The 20,113-nt window shown below is 42.9% G+C and carries 25 protein-coding genes, 1 rRNA gene and 1 pseudogene; 24 read left to right on the forward strand and 3 right to left on the reverse strand.

Annotation, left to right across the window (positions count from 1 at the left end):
• The 19 genes and pseudogenes from secY (at nucleotide 1) to NST65_RS00925 (ending at nucleotide 12,797) form a co-directional block, all read left to right on the forward strand.
• Nucleotides 1-1,293: a preprotein translocase subunit SecY gene (gene secY / locus NST65_RS00835; RefSeq protein ID WP_007496334.1), complete on the forward strand. Its 1,293-nt coding sequence runs from the start codon at nucleotides 1-3 to the stop codon at nucleotides 1,291-1,293.
• A gap of 55 nt (nucleotides 1,294-1,348) precedes the next feature.
• On the forward strand, nucleotides 1,349-2,002 hold the full coding sequence (locus NST65_RS00840) for an adenylate kinase (RefSeq protein ID WP_034283883.1): 654 nt from the start codon (nucleotides 1,349-1,351) through the stop codon (nucleotides 2,000-2,002).
• Nucleotides 1,999-2,745, forward strand: a complete 747-nt coding sequence (gene map / locus NST65_RS00845) for a type I methionyl aminopeptidase (protein WP_003217210.1) — start codon at nucleotides 1,999-2,001, stop codon at nucleotides 2,743-2,745. Before NST65_RS00840 ends, map begins: the two co-directional genes overlap by 4 nt.
• Before the next feature lie 45 nt (nucleotides 2,746-2,790).
• A pseudogene (locus NST65_RS00850) lies at nucleotides 2,791-3,079 on the forward strand (RNA-binding protein).
• Nucleotides 3,057-3,275: a translation initiation factor IF-1 gene (gene infA / locus NST65_RS00855; protein ID WP_003217190.1), complete on the forward strand. Its 219-nt coding sequence runs from the start codon at nucleotides 3,057-3,059 to the stop codon at nucleotides 3,273-3,275. The pseudogene NST65_RS00850 and the gene infA overlap by 23 nt, the downstream one beginning before the upstream one ends.
• Nucleotides 3,276-3,306: 31 nt before the next feature.
• Nucleotides 3,307-3,420: a 50S ribosomal protein L36 gene (rpmJ, locus tag NST65_RS00860; protein WP_003156543.1), complete on the forward strand. Its 114-nt coding sequence runs from the start codon at nucleotides 3,307-3,309 to the stop codon at nucleotides 3,418-3,420.
• 21 nt (nucleotides 3,421-3,441) lie between these two features.
• Complete coding sequence (gene rpsM / locus NST65_RS00865) at nucleotides 3,442-3,807, forward strand: 30S ribosomal protein S13 (protein WP_003217023.1); 366 nt, start codon at nucleotides 3,442-3,444, stop codon at nucleotides 3,805-3,807.
• Nucleotides 3,808-3,827: 20 nt separating this feature from the next.
• A complete protein-coding gene (gene rpsK / locus NST65_RS00870) occupies nucleotides 3,828-4,223 on the forward strand; it encodes a 30S ribosomal protein S11 (protein ID WP_003217231.1) in 396 nt (131 codons plus the stop codon).
• A gap of 175 nt (nucleotides 4,224-4,398) precedes the next feature.
• A complete protein-coding gene (locus NST65_RS00875; RefSeq protein WP_003217009.1) occupies nucleotides 4,399-5,343 on the forward strand; it encodes a DNA-directed RNA polymerase subunit alpha in 945 nt (314 codons plus the stop codon).
• Between the two features lie 75 nt (nucleotides 5,344-5,418).
• Entirely contained in the window at nucleotides 5,419-5,781 is a 363-nt protein-coding gene (gene rplQ / locus NST65_RS00880) for a 50S ribosomal protein L17 (protein WP_003216944.1), read from the forward strand.
• 125 nt (nucleotides 5,782-5,906) lie between these two features.
• Complete coding sequence (locus NST65_RS00885; protein WP_008356549.1) at nucleotides 5,907-6,749, forward strand: energy-coupling factor ABC transporter ATP-binding protein; 843 nt, start codon at nucleotides 5,907-5,909, stop codon at nucleotides 6,747-6,749.
• Nucleotides 6,725-7,594, forward strand: a complete 870-nt coding sequence (locus NST65_RS00890) for an energy-coupling factor ABC transporter ATP-binding protein (protein WP_034283881.1) — start codon at nucleotides 6,725-6,727, stop codon at nucleotides 7,592-7,594. The genes NST65_RS00885 and NST65_RS00890 overlap by 25 nt, the downstream gene beginning before the upstream one ends.
• The gene (locus NST65_RS00895; protein WP_034283880.1) at nucleotides 7,591-8,388 is read left to right on the forward strand and encodes an energy-coupling factor transporter transmembrane protein EcfT; all 798 of its coding nucleotides are present in this window, start codon (nucleotides 7,591-7,593) and stop codon (nucleotides 8,386-8,388) included. Before NST65_RS00890 ends, NST65_RS00895 begins: the two co-directional genes overlap by 4 nt.
• Nucleotides 8,389-8,399: 11 nt before the next feature.
• Nucleotides 8,400-9,143 (forward strand): tRNA pseudouridine(38-40) synthase TruA, encoded by a 744-nt coding sequence (gene truA, locus NST65_RS00900; RefSeq protein ID WP_034283879.1) that lies wholly within the window; start codon nucleotides 8,400-8,402, stop codon nucleotides 9,141-9,143.
• Nucleotides 9,144-9,309: 166 nt separating this feature from the next.
• Entirely contained in the window at nucleotides 9,310-9,747 is a 438-nt protein-coding gene (rplM, locus tag NST65_RS00905) for a 50S ribosomal protein L13 (protein WP_003217042.1), read from the forward strand.
• Between the two features lie 20 nt (nucleotides 9,748-9,767).
• Nucleotides 9,768-10,160, forward strand: a complete 393-nt coding sequence (gene rpsI, locus NST65_RS00910; RefSeq protein ID WP_034283876.1) for a 30S ribosomal protein S9 — start codon at nucleotides 9,768-9,770, stop codon at nucleotides 10,158-10,160.
• A 173-nt stretch (nucleotides 10,161-10,333) separates the two neighbouring features.
• Nucleotides 10,334-10,858, forward strand: coding sequence for a GNAT family N-acetyltransferase (locus NST65_RS00915; protein WP_111927726.1), 525 nt, complete (start codon nucleotides 10,334-10,336; stop codon nucleotides 10,856-10,858).
• 277 nt (nucleotides 10,859-11,135) lie between these two features.
• Nucleotides 11,136-11,609 carry a GNAT family N-acetyltransferase gene (locus tag NST65_RS00920; RefSeq protein ID WP_342489225.1) on the forward strand — a complete coding sequence of 158 codons (474 nt, stop codon included), beginning with the start codon at nucleotides 11,136-11,138 and terminating at the stop codon, nucleotides 11,607-11,609.
• Between the two features lie 171 nt (nucleotides 11,610-11,780).
• Nucleotides 11,781-12,797 carry a class A beta-lactamase-related serine hydrolase gene (locus tag NST65_RS00925; protein ID WP_258521805.1) on the forward strand — a complete coding sequence of 339 codons (1,017 nt, stop codon included), beginning with the start codon at nucleotides 11,781-11,783 and terminating at the stop codon, nucleotides 12,795-12,797.
• Nucleotides 12,798-12,833: 36 nt separating this feature from the next.
• On the opposite strand, the gene NST65_RS00930 is transcribed toward NST65_RS00925, so the two are convergent.
• Nucleotides 12,834-13,403 carry a DUF4825 domain-containing protein gene (locus NST65_RS00930; protein ID WP_041115147.1) on the reverse strand — a complete coding sequence of 190 codons (570 nt, stop codon included), beginning with the start codon at nucleotides 13,401-13,403 and terminating at the stop codon, nucleotides 12,834-12,836.
• A 152-nt stretch (nucleotides 13,404-13,555) separates the two neighbouring features.
• On the opposite strand from NST65_RS00930, the gene NST65_RS00935 reads away from it, so the two are divergent.
• The 3 genes from NST65_RS00935 to NST65_RS00945 all read left to right on the forward strand — a co-directional run bounded on the left by NST65_RS00935 (nucleotide 13,556) and on the right by NST65_RS00945 (nucleotide 15,933).
• Complete coding sequence (locus tag NST65_RS00935) at nucleotides 13,556-13,999, forward strand: DUF2521 family protein (RefSeq protein ID WP_034283869.1); 444 nt, start codon at nucleotides 13,556-13,558, stop codon at nucleotides 13,997-13,999.
• A 58-nt stretch (nucleotides 14,000-14,057) separates the two neighbouring features.
• A complete protein-coding gene (cwlD, locus tag NST65_RS00940) occupies nucleotides 14,058-14,771 on the forward strand; it encodes an N-acetylmuramoyl-L-alanine amidase CwlD (RefSeq protein ID WP_034283867.1) in 714 nt (237 codons plus the stop codon).
• 103 nt (nucleotides 14,772-14,874) lie between these two features.
• Nucleotides 14,875-15,933 carry an Mrp/NBP35 family ATP-binding protein gene (locus tag NST65_RS00945; protein ID WP_024425873.1) on the forward strand — a complete coding sequence of 353 codons (1,059 nt, stop codon included), beginning with the start codon at nucleotides 14,875-14,877 and terminating at the stop codon, nucleotides 15,931-15,933.
• Nucleotides 15,934-15,974: 41 nt separating this feature from the next.
• Here NST65_RS00945 and gerD read toward each other — a convergent pair whose 3' ends face one another.
• On the reverse strand, nucleotides 15,975-16,559 hold the full coding sequence (gene gerD / locus NST65_RS00950) for a spore germination lipoprotein GerD (RefSeq protein ID WP_024425617.1): 585 nt from the start codon (nucleotides 16,557-16,559) through the stop codon (nucleotides 15,975-15,977).
• A gap of 90 nt (nucleotides 16,560-16,649) precedes the next feature.
• Between gerD and NST65_RS00955 the strand changes: the two genes are divergently transcribed.
• Entirely contained in the window at nucleotides 16,650-17,252 is a 603-nt protein-coding gene (locus NST65_RS00955; protein WP_111927725.1) for a KinB-signaling pathway activation protein, read from the forward strand.
• Here NST65_RS00955 and pdaB read toward each other — a convergent pair.
• Entirely contained in the window at nucleotides 17,245-18,009 is a 765-nt protein-coding gene (gene pdaB, locus NST65_RS00960; RefSeq protein WP_065215437.1) for a polysaccharide deacetylase family sporulation protein PdaB, read from the reverse strand. The genes NST65_RS00955 and pdaB overlap by 8 nt on opposite strands.
• 376 nt (nucleotides 18,010-18,385) lie before the next feature.
• On the opposite strand from pdaB, the gene NST65_RS00965 reads away from it, so the two are divergent.
• Nucleotides 18,386-19,934 (forward strand): 16S ribosomal RNA (locus NST65_RS00965).
• The last annotated feature ends 179 nt before the right edge of the window (nucleotides 19,935-20,113 follow it).

The raw sequence follows: 20,113 nt of genomic DNA on the forward strand, positions 1-20,113 counted from the left end.
TTGTTTAAGACAATCTCCAATTTTATGCGCGTGAAAGATATACGGAATAAGATTATATTCACACTTTTAATGTTAGTCGTCTTTCGTATAGGTGCTTTCATCCCTGTGCCTAATGTGAACGCCGAAGTTCTCCAGGCACAGGATCAAATGAGTGTTTTCGGAATCCTCAACACGTTTGGGGGCGGGGCACTTTTCCAATTCTCCATTCTTGCAATGGGGATTATGCCGTATATCACTGCTTCGATCATCATTCAGCTCTTGCAGATGGATGTTGTTCCGAAGTTTACTGAGTGGTCAAAGCAAGGAGAGGTTGGCCGCCGAAAATTAGCACAATTCACAAGGTATTTTACAATTGTTCTAGGATTTATCCAGGCGCTAGGAATGTCATATGGATTTAACAATATGGCAGGAGGCATGCTGATTGAAAACCCTGGTGTTTCAACGTATCTCTTAATTGCGGTCGTACTCACTGCGGGAACAGCATTTTTAATGTGGCTGGGTGAGCAGATTACTGCTCACGGTGTTGGTAACGGTATTTCGATTATTATCTTTGCCGGTATCATCGCTGGTATCCCTCAAACATTAAAACAAGTGTACGCTCAACAATTTGTAGGTGGAGATGGACAGCTGTTCATGCAAATCCTTAAAATTGCCCTTATTGTCATTGCCATTCTTGTCATTGTTATCGGTGTTATTTACATTCAAATGGCAGTGAGAAAGATTGCAATTCAATATTCAAAGGGAACTGGCCGTGCACAAATGTCTGCTAGTCAAGCAACGCACCTTCCATTAAAAGTGAATCCAGCAGGGGTGATTCCAGTCATCTTTGCCGTTTCTTTCATTATTACTCCGCAGACGATCGCATCGTTCTTCGGAACCAATAATGTGACAACTTGGATAACCAACAACTTTGACTATACTAAGCCAATCGGTATGACGATTTATGTAGCACTGATTGTTGCTTTCACATATTTTTATGCCTTTGTCCAAGTCAATCCTGAACAAATGGCTGAAAATCTGCAAAAGCAGGGTGGCTATATCCCGGGAGTTCGTCCAGGGAAAATGACTCAAGATAGAATTACGAGCATTTTGTACCGACTCACGTTTGTGGGCGCCATTTTCTTAGCCGTGATTTCAATACTTCCTATCTTTTTCATTCAATTCGCTGGATTACCTTCCGCTGCACAAATTGGCGGCACAAGTCTTCTCATTGTTGTAGGTGTTGCACTTGAAACAATGAAACAGCTTGAAAGCCAATTAGTGAAACGAAATTACCGTGGATTTATGAAATAAAACAGAGGGCTGGGCAGCTGCCCAACCTCTCTAAGTAAGGAAGGGGAAATCCGAAATGAACTTAGTCTTAATGGGGCTTCCGGGTGCTGGTAAAGGCACTCAGGCAGAACGAATTGTTGATGATTATGGGATCCCTCATATCTCAACAGGAGATATGTTCCGCGCTGCTATGAAAGAGGAGACACAACTTGGGCTCGAAGCAAAATCCTTTATCGATAAAGGAGAGCTTGTTCCTGATGAGGTCACAATCGGTATTGTTAGAGAAAGACTTGGCAAAAATGATTGTGAACAAGGTTTTCTTCTGGACGGATTTCCGCGAACAGTCGCTCAGGCTGAAGCTTTAGAAGAAATTCTAAAGGACCTTGGCAGAACGATTGATTATGTCATTAATATTAAAGTCGATAAAGATGCTTTGATGGAGCGTCTGACTGGCCGAAGAATTTGCAAAAATTGCGGAGCAACATATCATTTAGTATTCAATCCACCTGCGAAAGAAAATGTTTGTGACAAGTGTGGAGGCGAGCTTTATCAACGTGCAGATGATAATGCAGAAACCGTTTCGACTAGACTTGAAGTAAACTTAAAGCAGACTGAACCTTTACTGAACTTCTATTCAGAAAAAGGATATCTTGTAAACATTGATGGTGCGAAGCACATTAACGATGTGTATGCAGATATCAAGGACCTGCTTGGAGGATTAAATAAATGATTATCTGTAAAACTCCTCGCGAGCTTGAGATTATGAGAGAAGCTGGACGTATTGTCGCACTGACTCATGAAGAGCTGAAGAAACATATAAAACCAGGTATTTCGACAAAAGAATTGGATCAAATTGCCGAACGTTTTATTACAAAGCAGGGTGCAATCCCATCTTTTAAAGGGTATAATGGTTTTCGCGGGAGCATTTGCGTTTCGGTGAATGAAGAACTCGTTCACGGTATTCCTGGTAAACGGGTTTTACGTGATGGTGACATCATTAGTATCGATATTGGCGCAAAGTTAAATGGCTATCATGGTGACTCTGCTTGGACTTATCCAGTTGGGGTAATCAGTGATGAAGACCGCAAACTACTGGAAGTCACAGAGGAATCTCTATATAAAGGCTTACAGGAAGCAAAGCCAGGCGAACGTCTGTCGAACATTTCCCATGCCATACAAACGTATGTTGAAAATGAAAATTTTTCAGTTGTTAGAGAATATGTTGGACATGGGGTCGGACAGGATCTTCATGAGGACCCTCAAATTCCTCATTATGGTCCGCCCAACAAAGGCCCGCGGCTAAAACCTGGGATGGTGTTGGCCATCGAACCGATGGTGAACGCAGGCAGCCGATATGTGAAAACATTGGCTGATAACTGGACGGTTGTAACGGTTGATGGGAAAAAGTGTGCTCACTTTGAGCATACGATTGCGATTACAGATACAGGTTTTGATATACTGACTAAGATTTAGGTCTTCACTGAAGCCTTTCAGGCCCAAATCGGGCAGGTTGTCTGTATAGTCCAAAGAAAGAACAAGATCAGTATACAGGTGTCATCGGCATGTTCGTTGGCTGCCATGTACTAATCGCAGACGGAGAAAAGCGTAAATTTCATTCTCCTAAGAAAAAATATCAATCATATAACCTTTTATGATTGCGTATCTCCGGAAGTTCAGAACAGTATATTCAAAACAGGTCGGGTGATAGATGGACAATTGAGAGATTCTCATTTGGACATTTGTCAGAGAGCAAGTTACTGATTTGAAGAAGGGAGAACACTTGAATGGCGAAAGACGATGTAATTGAAGTGGAAGGTACTGTAGCAGAAACTTTGCCAAACGCAATGTTCAAAGTTGAACTAGAGAATGGTCATACAGTTTTGGCTCATGTATCAGGAAAAATCCGTATGCACTTCATTCGCATTTTACCTGGAGACAAAGTTACGGTAGAATTATCTCCATATGACTTAACTCGTGGTAGAATTACGTACCGTTACAAATAAAGCAACTCCGGAAGAAGGAGGTTGGAAACACATGAAAGTGAGACCATCTGTTAAACCTATCTGTGAAAAATGTAAAGTGATTCGCAGAAAAGGAAAAGTAATGGTGATCTGTGAAAACCCAAAACATAAACAAAAACAAGGCTAATAACAAGGAGGTGCCCAAATCATGGCTCGTATTGCTGGTGTAGATATTCCACGTGATAAGCGTGTTGTCATTTCTTTAACATATGTTTTTGGAATTGGTCGTACGACTGCGCAACAAGTCCTTAAAGAAGCAGGTGTTTCTGAAGACACTCGCGTTCGCGATCTAACTGAAGACGAACTTGGTAAAATCCGTGATATCATTGACAAACTTAAAGTAGAAGGTGACCTTCGTCGTGAAGTTTCACTTAACATTAAGCGTCTAATTGAAATCGGAAGCTACCGCGGAATCCGTCATCGTAGAGGACTTCCTGTTCGTGGACAAAACACAAAAAACAACGCGCGTACTCGTAAAGGTCCGCGTCGTACTGTAGCTAACAAGAAAAAATAAGTAAAGGAGGTAGTTAAAGAATGGCTGCTGCTCGTAAACAAAATACGCGTAAACGTCGCGTGAAAAAGAATATTGAAGCTGGAATCGCTCATATCCGTTCCACTTTCAACAACACGATTGTAACGATTACTGATGTTCATGGAAACGCAATTTCTTGGTCAAGTGCTGGTGCATTAGGATTCAGAGGTTCTCGTAAATCTACTCCTTTCGCTGCACAAATGGCTGCTGAAACTGCTGCTAAAGGTTCTATCGAACACGGTCTTAAAACACTTGAAGTAACTGTTAAAGGTCCTGGTTCTGGTCGTGAAGCTGCAATTCGTGCACTTCAAGCTGCAGGTCTTGAAGTTACTGCAATTAGAGACGTAACTCCAGTTCCTCATAACGGATGCCGTCCACCAAAACGTCGCCGCGTGTAATTTGTTTGTATAGATTTTGTGTCCCTGTCAATAATGGGTTATGATACAGTTATTTATGAGACGAATACACGACTCGTTGCCTGAGCACATACGGGACTAAACAATGAGGAATTTCGGATGGAATCTCATATGATTCTATTCGAGGTTTCGACGTTTTGAAGGAGGGTTTTATTAGATGATCGAAATTGAAAAACCAAAAATCGAAACGGTTGAAATCAGCGACGATGCCAAGTATGGCAAGTTTGTCGTAGAGCCACTTGAGCGTGGATATGGTACCACTTTAGGGAACTCCCTTCGTCGTATCCTTTTATCCTCACTTCCTGGTGCAGCTGTAACATCGATCCAGATAGATGGTGTCTTACACGAATTCTCAACGATCGAAGGCGTGGTTGAAGATGTTACAACGATTATCTTAAACATTAAAAAGCTTGCACTCAAAATCTACTCTGAAGAAGAGAAGACGCTTGAAATTGATGTACAAGATGAAGGTACTGTAACAGCTGCTGATATTACACACGACAGCGATATTGAAATCTTAAATCCAGATCTTCACATCGCAACTCTTGGCAAGAATGCGAGCTTCCGTGTTCGCTTAACTGCACAAAGAGGTCGCGGGTATAATCCTGCTGATGCAAACAAAAGAGACGATCAGCCAATCGGTGTGATTCCGATCGACTCAATCTATACACCTGTATCTCGTGTGACTTATCAAGTGGAGAACACCCGTGTTGGGCAAATCACAAACTATGATAAATTAACACTAGATGTATGGACTGATGGAAGCACAGGACCGAAAGAAGCGATCGCTCTAGGTTCTAAGATTTTAACTGAACACCTGAATATTTTCGTTGGGTTAACTGACGAAGCTCAGCATGCTGAAATCATGGTTGAGAAAGAAGAAGACCAAAAAGAAAAAGTGCTTGAAATGACAATTGAAGAGCTTGATCTTTCTGTTCGTTCTTACAACTGTTTGAAGCGTGCGGGTATTAACACTGTTCAAGAGCTTGCTAACAAGACAGAAGAGGATATGATGAAAGTTCGTAACCTTGGACGTAAATCTCTTGAAGAAGTGAAAGCGAAACTAGAAGAACTTGGACTGGGTCTTCGTAAAGACGATTGACTAGTTTCATTGTGAACTAGGATTTTCGTGTGTTTTTTATTCATACAGCATCTCTAATTAAGGAGGGGACATCACATGGCATACAGAAAGCTAGGACGCACTAGTGCACAACGTAAAGCAATGCTTCGTGACCTAACGACTGATTTGATCATCAACGAACGCATCGAAACAACTGAAACACGTGCGAAAGAACTTCGCTCTGTAGTTGAAAAAATGATCACTCTTGGCAAACGCGGAGATCTTCATGCTCGCCGTCAAGCTGCAGCTTACATTCGTAATGAAGTAGCTAACGCTGAAACAAACCAAGATGCACTTCAAAAATTATTCGCTGACGTTGCAACTCGCTACGAAGATCGCCAAGGTGGATACACTCGTATCATGAAGCTTGGACCTCGTCGCGGCGATGGCGCACCAATGGCTGTCATTGAATTAGTTTAATCACATATCGTGTATCTAAGAAAGGGCGGGACAGTTCATAACTGGATCTATGCCCTTTTTTAGGTACTACGGCTTTTTTAGGAATAAGCAAAGAAGAGGTTGAGCTGAGAGGAGGTCCGGTAGAGATGGGGAAGACATTAATTGACGTAAAGGACATTGTATTTCGTTATCACAAGGATGCGGACAAGCCCGCTTTAGATCAAGTGTCACTGCATGTGAATCAAAATGAATGGCTCGCCATTGTTGGTCATAACGGTTCAGGTAAATCCACACTTGCCCGTGTGCTGAATGGGCTCATTTTACCGGATGCTGGTACGGTCAAGGTTGGAGAGATTGAGCTCAAAGAAGAAAGTGTTTGGGATATTCGCAAAAAGGTCGGAATGGTCTTTCAAAACCCAGATAACCAATTTGTGGGCTCAACAGTTCGTGATGATGTGGCTTTTGGTTTAGAAAATAACGGGGTTGAGCGGGAATTGATGATAGAACGTGTAGATTGGGCTGTCAAACAGGTCAATATGCAGGAGTTTCTTGATCAAGAGCCGCACCATCTATCAGGCGGGCAGAAGCAGAGAGTCGCCATTGCAGGTGTGCTTGCCGCAAGCCCTGACATCATGATCTTGGATGAAGCAACATCAATGCTTGATCCGATTGGCCGTGAAGAAGTGTTAGAGACTGTTAGACTATTGAAGGAACAAGGAACGGTCACAGTCATTTCCATCACACATGATTTAGACGAGGCTGCCAAAGCAGACCGCGTCATTGTGATGAATGGTGGGAAGAAATTTGCTGAGGGAACGCCAGAGGAAGTATTTGAACTAGATGAACAGCTGGTTCAGATTGGACTTGATCTGCCATTCTCCTATCGATTGAGCAAGCAATTGAAGCAGCAAGGTGTGCCGCTTGCAAATGCCCATTTGACACAAGAAGGATTGGTGAAAGAGCTATGGACATTACGATCAAAGAATTAGAGCATCGTTATCAAATGAAAACGCCGTTTGAGCGTCTCGCTTTGTATGATGTCAATGCTTCCATCAAAGAGGGCAGCTATGTCGCTGTCATTGGTCATACGGGCTCTGGTAAGTCCACATTGCTGCAGCATTTAAATGGATTGCTCAAACCAACGAAGGGGAGCATTGCGCTTGGAAAGACAGTTTTACAAGCCAATAAAAAGCAGAAGGATATGAAACCCCTCCGGAAAAAGGTAGGCATCGTGTTTCAGTTTCCTGAGCATCAGCTCTTTGAGGAAACCATACTCAAGGATATCTGCTTTGGCCCGATGAACTTCGGCGTTCCTCAAGAGAAGGCAGAAGCGAAGGCGAAGGAGATGCTGAAACTGGTTGGTCTTCCTGAGTCCCTATTATCTCGATCTCCCTTTGAACTAAGCGGCGGTCAAATGAGACGTGTGGCGATTGCAGGCGTTTTAGCGATGGAGCCAGAGGTGCTTGTGCTTGATGAGCCGACTGCTGGGCTGGATCCACGCGGGCGGAAGGAAATCATGGACATGTTCTATGATCTTCATCATAAGGCAAACCTCACCACGATTCTGGTCACACACAGTATGGAAGATGCCGCTCATTATGCGGATCAAATGATTGTGATGCATAAAGGGACAGTGAAGGCGACAGGTACGCCGAGAGAGTTGTTTGCCAATCGTACAGACATGTCTTCGTTTGGTCTCGACCTCCCAGAAACGATTAAATTCCAGCAGACTGTAGAAGAAAAGCTTGGTATTACGTTTCCAAGGCCGCTTCTGACGATGGATGAAATGGCAGAAGCCTTAACAGCTCTTTATCAGGAGGACACGACATCATGATGGATAGTATGATTATCGGCAAATATGTGCCAGGTTCATCCTTTGTCCATCGTCTTGATCCAAGGACAAAGCTGTTATCAATTTTCTTTTTTGTCTTTATTGTTTTTTTTGCTAATAATTACATCACTTACGGGCTTTTAGGTGTCTTTACCATCCTTGTGGTGATGGTTTCTCAGGTGCCGCTATACTTTATTCTCAAGGGAATGAAGCCGATCCTATGGATTGTCCTGTTTACCTTTATTCTGCATATTTTCATGACAAAGGATGGCGCCTTGCTATTCCACTTTGGTTTTCTGAATATTTATGAAGAAGGTTTAAAGCAAGGAATATTCATTTCACTCCGTTTTGTCTATCTCATCATGATGACGACACTTCTTACGTTAACCACAACGCCTATAGAAGTGACAGACGGGATGGAGAAGCTTCTGCACCCATTCCGTAAAATCAAACTGCCTGTTCATGAGCTTGCTCTCATGATGTCCATCTCTCTTCGGTTTATTCCGACGTTATTAGAAGAGACGGATAAAATCATGAAGGCACAAATGGCACGAGGTGTTGATTTTACAAGCGGGCCTTTAAAGGATCGCATGAAAGCCATCGTTCCTTTGCTTGTTCCGCTTTTCGTCAGTGCGTTTAAGCGTGCAGAAGAACTGGCGACCGCGATGGAAGCGAGAGGCTACCGCGGGGGAGAAGGACGGACGAAATACCGTCAGCTTGTCTGGGGCATGAAGGACACGTTCACGCTGCTTCTATTCATCCTGTTAACAGCACTCCTTGTGCTGCTTAGAAATTAGGTGATTCCTAGATGAAGGTCAAATGTACCGTATCCTACGATGGGACACATTTTAAAGGCTATCAGGTGCAGCCAGGGCAGCGAACCGTTCAGACGGAGATAGAGTCAGCCCTTGCAAGAATGCACAAACAGGATGAACTGATTCCGATTGTGGCTTCCGGCCGGACGGACAGCGGTGTCCATGCAAAGGGACAGGTCATCCATTTTGACACCCCACTCTCGATCCCGATGGAGAGATGGCCTTTTGCCCTTAACAGCTTGCTGCCGGATGATATCCGTGTTCTAAAGGCTGAGGAGGTCGATGACTCGTTTCATGCCAGATTTGGTGTTGTTTCGAAGGAGTACCGTTATAAGGTCTCAACGGAAACACACCAAAATGTGTTCACGAGACAGTATGCCTGCCACTATCCTTACCGGCTGGATATCGATAAAATGAGAGAAGCCGCTGAGCACCTGATTGGGACGCATGACTTTACAAGCTTCTGTGCGGCCAATACGGAGGTTCAGGACAAGGTGAGGGTTATTTATGCCCTTGAGTGGAAAAACGTCTCAGACGGGCTTGAAATGCGTGTGAGAGGGAATGGCTTTTTATACAACATGGTGCGGATTATCGCTGGAACGTTGCTTGAAATCGGTTCTGGTAAATTTCACCCTGAGGAGATAAAAGCTATGCTTGCCGCCCGAAATCGCGAAGCGGCAGGCAAGACTGCGCCTAGTCACGGACTGTATTTATGGGAAGTTTTCTATGACAACTAAACCAGGTGTAACATGTTCTTGACACAGGAAGCAGAAAGTTATAAGATATCATATGGTATGTATTTCAACCCCACAAATAAGCCCCGGAAGACTTATCTTGTGTTTTGAAATAGAACGTAGCATTTGATTCAAGGAAAATTCATTGATTTATTTAGGAGGGAAACTCATGCGTACAACACCAATGGCGAACGCAAGCACAATTGAGCGCAAATGGCTAGTTGTTGATGCGGCAGGCAAGACTCTAGGTCGTCTTTCTACTGAAGTAGCATCACTTTTGCGCGGTAAGCACAAACCAACTTATACACCACACGTTGATACAGGTGATCACGTCATCATCATCAATGCTGAGAAAATTGAATTAACAGGTAAGAAATTGACGGACAAAATTTACTACCGTCACACGATGCACCCAGGCGGTTTGAAACAAAGAACTGCTCTTGAGATGCGTACAAACTACCCTGAGAAAATGTTGGAGCTTGCTATCAAAGGTATGCTTCCAAAGGGTCCACTAGGTCGTCAAATGTTCAAAAAATTAAATGTGTACCGTGGTTCTGAGCATCCACATCAAGCACAACAACCTGAAGTTTACGAACTTCGCGGTTAATTATAAGGGAGGTTAACAATTTGGCACAGGTTCAATATTACGGTACAGGTCGTCGTAAAAGTTCTGTAGCGCGCGTTCGCTTAGTTCCAGGTGAAGGCCGTATCGTCGTTAATAATCGTGAAATTACTGAATACATTCCATTCGCTGCTTTAATCGAAGACGTGAAACAGCCTTTGAACATCACAGAAACAGCTAACAGCTACGATGTTCTTGTAAATGTTCACGGTGGTGGATTCTCTGGTCAAGCTGGAGCAATTCGTCACGGTATCTCTCGTGCTCTTCTAGAAGTAGATCCTGAGTACCGTACACCACTTAAACGTGCTGGACTTCTTACTCGTGATCCTCGTATGAAAGAGCGTAAGAAATACGGTCTTAAAGGCGCACGTAGAGCTCCTCAGTTCTCAAAACGTTAATCAATTTTATATTGTATGGACGTTTTACAAAGGTTTGTTACAGACAAACCTTATAAAAAAAGCATCAGCATCCTGCTGGTGCTTTTTTATTTGTGTTTTTTTCTGTTTGGAAACATATAAAATAGGATCATAGCAAGGTTTTGTTTAAAACACGAAGTCTATGGAAGTGTCATATGAATCTAACAACAGAAAGGTGTTTCATTCGATCATTTGCTGAGGATGATTGGCATGATGTTTATGCATATACATCTGATCCGGCGGTGATGAAGTATATTCCGGAAGGTGTTTTTTCTAAAGAAAATGCGAAGGAATTTGTTAAAAATAATCGTCTTAAAAAAGCCAAGAATTTTGCTGTTCTATTAAAAGAAGATCAGGTATGCATCGGGCATATCGTGTTCCATTCTTACTTTGGTGAGCACACATATGAGATTGGCTGGGTCTTCAATCCTGCCTATCAAAACAAGGGCTATGCATCAGAAGCGGCGTATGCTGTCTTACATCATGGTTTTCACACACTAAACTTACATCGGATCATTGCCACTTGTCAGCCTGAGAATGTGCCATCGTGGAGAGTGATGGAGAAAATGGGGATGAGGAGAGAGGGGTATTTTAAAAAATGTATACCACAAGGAAATGAGTGGTGGGATGAGTTTTACTATGCCATCTTACAAGAGGAATGGTTCGTGAAGAGGGCTTGATAAGTTTTCATGATATGAAGTAATTCACCATTTCAAATATCACTCCGCTTTCGATGTTGATATAATCAGATCAAATAAGCAGAAGAGGGACTTCGCCATGAGGATCTTTGAAGCATTTCTTATCATTGAGTTTTCCCATTCAAGAAAACCAAGGGTACACACTGCCGCCTAGTTGTGTGGTTAAAAAAAGCAGCTGATCAAATCTTATAGAAAAACGGTTGTAATTGGTATTTTAGTAAGTGAAGATAGTTTACGTCCATCCTAGGAGGTGCTTTCATTGAATTTAAATCAATTGACATTTAGAGAAGCTGTGCAAGAAGATCTCGACAAAATCGTCTTCATGCTTTCAGATGATAAGTTAGGTCAAAAGAGAGAGTGTTACACTAGCCCATTATTAGAAAGTTATATCAAAGCCTTTCGTTCAATCGATGCTGATCCAAATATTGAACTCATTGTTGCGTTTGACCAGGAAGAAGCAATTGGTGTTCTTCAGTTAACCATGACGCCATTTCTTACACATCAAGGAGGATGGAGAGCATCCATCGAAGGAGTTCGTACGGCTTCGACTCATAGAGGAAAAGGAGTCGGCTCGCTGCTCATAAAGTGGGCCATTCAACGCGCAAGCGACCGCGGATGTCATATGATTCAGCTGACAACAGACAAACAGAGGCCAGAAGCACGCCATTTTTATGAGAAATTAGGGTTTGAAGCCACACATGAAGGAATGAAGCTGCATCTGCCCCATGAATAAGGACAACAAGAAGCGGAGGATTCACGAACCTCTGCCTTTTTTGTGCCTTTATTTGAAATATTTGTTATATTGAATGTGTACATCCTCTGTTATTGAGAAAGGAGAAACATGTTATTCAAAATCGGTCTAATTGTCATATGTGTGGTCATACTTTACGTGGTGGTTCAAGTCTTGCTGTATAAAAGAGATATGAAGAAAACGAAGGAAGATCTTTTGACATTTGTCACAAAAAACAAAAAGGACGTTTCAGTGACAATCATTGAAAATGATGATGTGGTGTTAGAATGGAATGCTGATCAAAAAACGCCACTTGCAAGTACGGTGAAATTAGTGGTTTTATTTCATTTTGTTAAAGCTGTATCGAGCGGCGCCATCAAGCTAGAGGAAAAAGTGGCATTGTCTGATATAGAGCGGTTTTATATTGATAGAACAGACGGTGGTGCGCACGCGTACTGGCTGGAGGTCAATGATTTTTCTGAGCATGCGACTTTATTAGATGTTGCCAAAGGGATGATGCAATTCAGTTCGAATGCTTGTACGGATTATTTGATTGACCGGCTGGGCTTAGAAAAGATCAATGATCAGATGAAACAAGCAGGTCTTACAGAACATGATGAACTCATGCCGCTCACGCCAATGATTTTGTGGTCCGCTTATGTATCTGATCGTCGGCGGGATGCATTCAAGAAAATGAGCGGTGTATCCGAAGAACAATACAAATCTCTAATGAATGAGATTTTTAATATCATGAAAAATGACCCAGAGTATAAAAAGGCGTTAGAAGAAAAAATGAAAAAAAAGAACTTATTAGGCTGGCGTATTCAATCATTACTGACGCAAAAGTTGACAAAGTCTACAACCAATCAATATGCACATTTTATGAAACGTCTCCAGGATGAGCTGTTAACAATAGAAGAAAAGAGTCTTTTTAGCCAAATCGTACTGGGAGAAACATTGAAAAAGGAAACAGATGAATATCTTTGGTATAAAGGCGGAGCAACATTGTTCGTTTTCACAGGTGCTTTATATCGAAGAACAGATACATCCTCTATATCCATTTCTCTTTTTATCAATGATCTGAAAGCGAACAATTCTCACTGGATTGGGGGAGTATTCAACGAATTTATGCTTACTGCAGCAGTGGATCAAAACTTTCGACAACGCTTGATACAGGCTTTCACTACATAAACATCAAAAAACAGAGGGAAACACCCCTCTGTTTTATTATTTCTGCATTGGAAACGCTTTGTATACATCTTGGCGTTTCTTTTTTGACTTCACAACTCCATCAACCAGTTCCTTTTGCCAAAGCGCTGTATCGTCTTTGTACTTTTTAAAAGGGTGAGGGAGCTCTTTTTCTAGCTGTTTTCTTTTAAACGTGACGGACGGCTCGTCTTTAGAGGTCATGTTAAGTGTCACTTGCTCTACGTTATCGACCAGAATAAAAAGTGCGATGGCGTTGTATAAATACGTTTTTTCGATCGTATCCTTTTGATCAAACCAGAAGGCGTCAAACTGTTCTTCTGTATAGCCTGCATTTTCTTTTACTCCATACGTGACGTCTAATGCTTTCCTATCGATGATTTCAAATTCACGAATGACGCCTCCAGGAAGATCTGATAAGATTTCACGAATGGCTGAATTGTCACCGAGATACGTGTTTTTGTGTGTTGAAAGTTGTTTTAAGGATATGTCTGCTATTCCTTTCATATCGCTCTTTTTCTCGCTGGCTTGACTGCTGCACGCAGATAGGACGACTGTAAGTAGCAGCAGGATATACATCCATTTCTTCATTGATTTTGCCCCTTTATTGTTCTTTCTATATGTAAATGTCTATTTTATCACAATTTTCCATTCCGATCGTTCACAGGCCGTCATTTCCATTTACTGAACTGCATGTTTTGTTCAAACCAACGAACAATACAAAGAAAAAAGGAGTTCAGTCCATGGCAGAAGTGCTTTCATTTTATCAACTAAAAACAAAACGAGATGTCACGCTTGAAAAGAAGCTTTTGCGTACATTGTCTCTTCAACAAGTAACGGCTGCTTCCGAGAAATTCACAAAGAAGCTGTTTCCATTTGCAGATGATCCAGCTGGTATTATGAGTGATGGCTGCATCGATTTCGCCATTGAAGCTTTCTTAGCTGGCGGGAGATACGGTGAGTCGAGTAAATACGGCGAATCATTCGACGATATCAAAAAGCGGTCCTTCCAGGAGGAAGCTGAGCTGATTGAAGAGCTGGCAGGATGCTTGCAATCGTGGGGGAATATGTTCCGTATGGAGCGGAAAATGTCATGTTTATATCCATTTGCAAAGGATTTTTTAAGCATGTGGTGGCAGGAAGGCTTTCGTGAATCAGAAAAAAGACACAAGCTTCGGCTGCACTAAGCATATTTCCAGTCCTTGTCCCATATCTATAAAATAATGGTGTATGGGAGGGACAGGGATGAAAAGAAAGCTGAAGTGGACAGGGTTTTTAATTGGGTTTATTGTCCTCTTATTCTTATTCAGGTTTCAATTTCTAAATGATGATTCATGGAAATCGTGGAATTTGCCTCTAAGCGGGAAGATCATCTATTTAGATCCGGGTCACGGCGGTCCAGATGGAGGGGCTGTAGGAGGAGAACTGCTTGAGAAAGAGATTGCACTGGATGTATCCATGAAGATACGTGACTATTTGCAGGAGCAGGGAGCGCTTGTTCTCATGACCCGAGAGGATGATTCTGATTTATCATCAAAGAATACAAGGGGATATGCCCGAAAGAAAGCGGAGGATTTAAGGAACCGCGTCAAAGTCATCAATGAATCTGAAGCGGATCTCTATTTAAGCATTCATTTAAATGCGATACCATCAAACAAATGGAGCGGGGCTCAGACGTTTTTTTACGGAAAGTATGAAGAAAATGAAAAGGCAGCGAAGTTCATTCAAGATGAATTGCGCAGGAATCTTGAAAACACAGATCGAAAGGCGAAGCGGATTAATGGCATTTATTTAATGCAAAATGTCACAAAGCCAGGAGCTCTTGTGGAAATTGGGTTTCTCTCCAACCCGAAAGAGGCTGGACAGCTGGCAACACCTAAATATCAGGATCAAATTGCTGCCTCTATTTATAAAGGGATTTTAAGATATTTAACAGAGCAAAAAGAGCCTCCTGAATAAGGGGCTTTTTCCTTTTGATCGCAGGCAAACAGGACAGACATTGTAAGGATATGTATGATATACTTGGATTGTAAACGAATTCAATAAAGGGTGAGGTTCTGCTATGATCGGACAAGATGATGTGAGAAAACTAGTTGGGAAGATGGACGAACCTTTCCTTCATATACCGCTTGGTGAGCTGGATGCCATCAAGGAAATCAGCCTAAAGCCTGAGAAAGAGCATGTGAGCCTAAAGGTGGCCATTGCTAAAACAGGCACTGCTGAGCAGATGAAGCTGCAGCAAGACATCGTACAAGCCTTGAAAGCAGCAGGTGCTAACACAGTAGGACTTCGTTTTGAGGAACTGCCTCAGGAAACACTTGAAAAGTTTATGCCATCACAAGATGAGGAAGAAACTCTGCTTAACTCTAAAAATCCGCCTGAGTTCTTAGCGATTGCGAGTGGAAAGGGCGGCGTTGGTAAATCGACTGTTTCTGTTAACCTTGCTGTAGCGCTGGCTCGTCTAGGGAAAAAAGTCGGGCTGATTGATGCTGATATTTATGGCTTTAGTGTACCGGATATGATGGGAATCACTGTCAGACCAACAGTTAAAGGGGAAAAAATTATTCCTGTGGAGCGCTTTGGTGTCAAAGTGATTTCAATGGGCTTTTTTGTTGAAGAAAATGCACCGGTTATTTGGAGAGGACCGATGCTTGGAAAAATGTTAAATAACTTCTTCCATGAAGTTGAGTGGGGAGAATTAGATTACTTACTATTAGACCTTCCGCCTGGAACGGGAGATGTGGCGCTTGATATTCATACAATGCTGCCTAGCTGTAAAGAAATCATTGTCACTACACCGCATCCGACAGCTGCCTTCGTTGCAGCAAGAGCAGGCGCAATGGCACTGCAAACAGATCATGAGGTGCTCGGGGTCGTTGAGAATATGAGCTATTATGAAAGCAAAAAAACAGGTGAAAAGGAATACGTCTTTGGAAAAGGCGGCGGGGACAAGCTGGCTGAAGAGCTGCGTGTATCAGTCCTTGGCCAAATTCCTTTAAGACAGCCTGATTGGAATGAGGATGATTTTGCGCCTTCTGTCTATGATGCAAGTCATCCGACAGGAGAAGTGTATCAACACATTGCGAATAAAGTCATTGAACAATTAGCAGTGAAAGCATAATGAAAGCCCGAGTGGATGAATGCCACTCGGGTGATGTTTAACTAATCGCTTCCTTCGCTATCTTTCGAGCCGGAATCACTGCCGCTCTCGGATGCTGCCTTTTTGAGCTCATCTTCGAATTTCTTCTTATAAAGAGGGCTGCTTAATGTTTCCGTAATGACTTTTTCTAAGTGTTTTCTAAACTCTTTGCTTTTTACCAATTCACCGTATTTCTTTTCCATCTCAGGATCCTTGAGAATATCCATCATCAGCTGTTGATAGTCAGGATCCTTCATTAGCTGTTTTAACATTCTTTCATGCTGTTGCTGCATGGATTTTGCGAAAGTCTCGGCAAATTTAGAATCCTCAAAGACCTTCTTCCAGAACTCTTTGCCTTTATCAGAAGTCAGTGTTTTCTCTATCGTTTTTTTCACAGTTTGTTCATCCATTACCAAAGCTTCATTCATTGCCTCGTCATTTAATAACTGTTGAATGGCCTTTTTACCGTCATCTGTCTTTAATATATCGACGACCATTTTTTTTGTTTCGTCATAGTCCATATTAGATGAGGATTGGGTTTTGGGAGCACAAGCTGTTAGAGATAAAAGAAGAAAACAGCTCATTATACGCAAGATGCCTTTTGACATACAGTGGCTCCTTTCGTTACATGTCTTACTTTTAATATGAATGTTTCACGTAAATTTATACATAACAAAAATAGGGGTTGGATCAATTCAATGAAAAGTCGGGATTTAGTTCGTTTTTTCTTCTCTGTGCTAGCTGTTGGAGCGGTCATTACAAGCGTGGTAGGCTTTGCGCTGGAGTGGGGGAAATATCAGAAGCTTTTTATATCGTTTGAAATTCTAGAGATCGCATCTGTATTGTTTTGGTTTATTGGTGTAGGGATGATCTTTAGTGTCATTAGCCAGATGGGGTTTGTTGTCTTCTTGACGGTGCACCGGTTTGCGTTAGAGATTTTCCGGTCACATTCTTTATGGAATACCATTCAGCTGTTTCTTGTGATTTTTGTGTTGTTTGATTTAGCTTACTTGCGATTTTTGTTTTTCGGGGAGAATGATTCATTTCTTCCATACTTGTGGCTGCCTGTTTTTATCGGTGTGTTTGCATTGATCGTGGCTTATTTTAAACAGCAGCAGTCCTCTAAGAAAACATTTATTTCCGCAATGTTTCTCATGGTCGTCATCACGTCGTTAGAATGGTTCCCGGCGCTCAGAGTCAATGAAGAGGACTGGCTGTATTTAATGCTGTTCCCGCTATTAGGCTGTAATGCGTTTCAGCTGTTAGCGATGCCGCGGTTTTCAAAAGCGAAAGCTACTTAACTTCTGATGACTTTGTTTTCGTGTTGGAGATCAGTTCGCCAACCGTCACATTTTTTAAATTCTTTTCTTTTATTTGTTTCAAAATAGCGGGTAAGGCTTGAGCGGTTTGGGTTGCTGAATCTGAGGCGTGAAGGAGAACAATGTCTCCGCTTTTCATTCGATCATTTACATTTTGAACAATTTGGTCGACCCCCGGATTCAGCCAATCCTGTGAATTGATGCTGTAATGAACAACGGTATAACCGTACTGTGTGGCAATTTTCAGTGCTGTTTCGTTAAACTGTCCAGTTGGCGGTCTTAATAGTTGAATGTCATCTAGTCCAAGCTTTTGAAATGTATTTTGTGCACGGACAAGATCTTGCTTGATTTCACTATCTTCAAGCTGGCTATAATTTTTATAAGCATAGCCGAGGCTTCCAATTTGATGGCCGTCCTCCCTAATTTGTTTCACGATATCAGGATGACGCTCAGCCCAAGAAGCAGACAGAAAGAAAGTGGCGTTCTTTATACCGTACTCTCGAAGGACATTTAAAATAGGAACTGCCTTCTCATCCCCCCAGCCAATATTAAAAGTGAGAGAGACATGTTTTGATGAAGTCTCTCCTTTATAAATGGCTCGGGGTCCATGTTCAGTTTTAAATACCGACAGCGGCGGTGCCTTTTGTACATAAAAAAAGGTTGCAGCTGCAAGGGCTGCTACAAGAATAATGACAACTTGCTTCAGCCGTTTAATAGGCAACACATATAATCGACTCAATTCAAACACTCCTGCCTTGTCCAAGATTGTTACTTGATTGTATGCAGGACAAGGGTTTAAGATGCTTAATAAAACTATTTCAAAAAAAGTTTCGAAAAGGCGTTGACCGATAGAATGTTTTCGTGATATATTATTAATCGTCGCTGACACACAGTGACAAACACAAAACGCTTCGGGAAATAAACTTGAAAAAAGTTGTTGACATAAGATGAAGCGAAATGTTATATTATTAAAGCCGCTAAGAACGGCGGAGATGATCTTTGAAAACTAAACAAGACAAAACGTACCTGTTAATTCGAGTTTTTATAAAAAAATCCTATGAAACTTCATAGGTAGTCAGTCAAACTGGCGAAAAGCAAAACTTCGGTTTTGTACTTTTTCGGAGAGTTTGATCCTGGCTCAGGACGAACGCTGGCGGCGTGCCTAATACATGCAAGTCGAGCGGACAGAAGGGAGCTTGCTCCCGGATGTTAGCGGCGGACGGGTGAGTAACACGTGGGTAACCTGCCTGTAAGACTGGGATAACTCCGGGAAACCGGAGCTAATACCGGATAGTTCCTTGAACCGCATGGTTCAAGGATGAAAGACGGTTTCGGCTGTCACTTACAGATGGACCCGCGGCGCATTAGCTAGTTGGTGGGGTAATGGCTCACCAAGGCGACGATGCGTAGCCGACCTGAGAGGGTGATCGGCCACACTGGGACTGAGACACGGCCCAGACTCCTACGGGAGGCAGCAGTAGGGAATCTTCCGCAATGGACGAAAGTCTGACGGAGCAACGCCGCGTGAGTGATGAAGGTTTTCGGATCGTAAAGCTCTGTTGTTAGGGAAGAACAAGTGCGAGAGTAACTGCTCGCACCTTGACGGTACCTAACCAGAAAGCCACGGCTAACTACGTGCCAGCAGCCGCGGTAATACGTAGGTGGCAAGCGTTGTCCGGAATTATTGGGCGTAAAGGGCTCGCAGGCGGTTTCTTAAGTCTGATGTGAAAGCCCCCGGCTCAACCGGGGAGGGTCATTGGAAACTGGGAAACTTGAGTGCAGAAGAGGAGAGTGGAATTCCACGTGTAGCGGTGAAATGCGTAGAGATGTGGAGGAACACCAGTGGCGAAGGCGACTCTCTGGTCTGTAACTGACGCTGAGGAGCGAAAGCGTGGGGAGCGAACAGGATTAGATACCCTGGTAGTCCACGCCGTAAACGATGAGTGCTAAGTGTTAGGGGGTTTCCGCCCCTTAGTGCTGCAGCTAACGCATTAAGCACTCCGCCTGGGGAGTACGGTCGCAAGACTGAAACTCAAAGGAATTGACGGGGGCCCGCACAAGCGGTGGAGCATGTGGTTTAATTCGAAGCAACGCGAAGAACCTTACCAGGTCTTGACATCCTCTGACAACCCTAGAGATAGGGCTTTCCCTTCGGGGACAGAGTGACAGGTGGTGCATGGTTGTCGTCAGCTCGTGTCGTGAGATGTTGGGTTAAGTCCCGCAACGAGCGCAACCCTTGATCTTAGTTGCCAGCATTCAGTTGGGCACTCTAAGGTGACTGCCGGTGACAAACCGGAGGAAGGTGGGGATGACGTCAAATCATCATGCCCCTTATGACCTGGGCTACACACGTGCTACAATGGACAGAACAAAGGGCTGCAAGACCGCAAGGTTTAGCCAATCCCATAAATCTGTTCTCAGTTCGGATCGCAGTCTGCAACTCGACTGCGTGAAGCTGGAATCGCTAGTAATCGCGGATCAGCATGCCGCGGTGAATACGTTCCCGGGCCTTGTACACACCGCCCGTCACACCACGAGAGTTTGCAACACCCGAAGTCGGTGAGGTAACCTTTATGGAGCCAGCCGCCGAAGGTGGGGCAGATGATTGGGGTGAAGTCGTAACAAGGTAGCCGTATCGGAAGGTGCGGCTGGATCACCTCCTTTCTAAGGATATATGGAGCAGCGTACGTTTTCGTCTTGTTTAGTTTTGAAGGATCATTCCTTCAAAACATGTCTCTAGCGAGACAGGATTGTTCTTTGAAAACTAGATAACAATAAGTAATACATTCACATTGAATGCAATGCAAAGTTCATCACACATAGTGATTCTTTCTAAAGTAAGA

It is taken from the genome of Bacillus sp. FSL P4-0248 (assembly GCF_038593305.1).
In the GTDB taxonomy this organism is placed as follows: domain Bacteria; phylum Bacillota; class Bacilli; order Bacillales; family Bacillaceae; genus Bacillus; species Bacillus safensis.